Origin of the sequence: Pseudomonas sp. SIMBA_067 (genome assembly GCF_046534675.1) — a bacterium.
Taxonomy (GTDB): domain Bacteria; phylum Pseudomonadota; class Gammaproteobacteria; order Pseudomonadales; family Pseudomonadaceae; genus Aquipseudomonas; species Aquipseudomonas putida.
In genome coordinates this window covers 1-224 of the sequence record NZ_JAWRYH010001565.1, presented here as the reverse complement: position 1 = coordinate 224, position 224 = coordinate 1, and the positions used below count along the sequence as shown (strand labels likewise).

General features: G+C 58.9%; 1 protein-coding gene. It reads left to right on the top strand.

The window, feature by feature from the left end; translation table 11 throughout:
• Positions 1 to 224 (top strand): GTP-binding protein (locus SB765_RS34715; RefSeq protein ID WP_410914153.1); only part of this gene is annotated, 224 nt, incomplete at both ends.

Genomic DNA, 224 nt, shown 5'->3' with positions numbered 1-224 from the left:
TCGGCTCCGGAAGAAAAAGCGCGCGGTATCACCATCAACACCGCTCACGTCGAGTACAACTCGAACATTCGTCACTACGCTCACGTCGACTGCCCAGGTCACGCTGACTACGTGAAGAACATGATCACCGGTGCTGCCCAGATGGATGGCGCGATCCTGGTTTGCTCGGCCGCCGATGGTCCGATGCCACAAACCCGTGAGCACATCCTGCTGTCCCGTCAGGT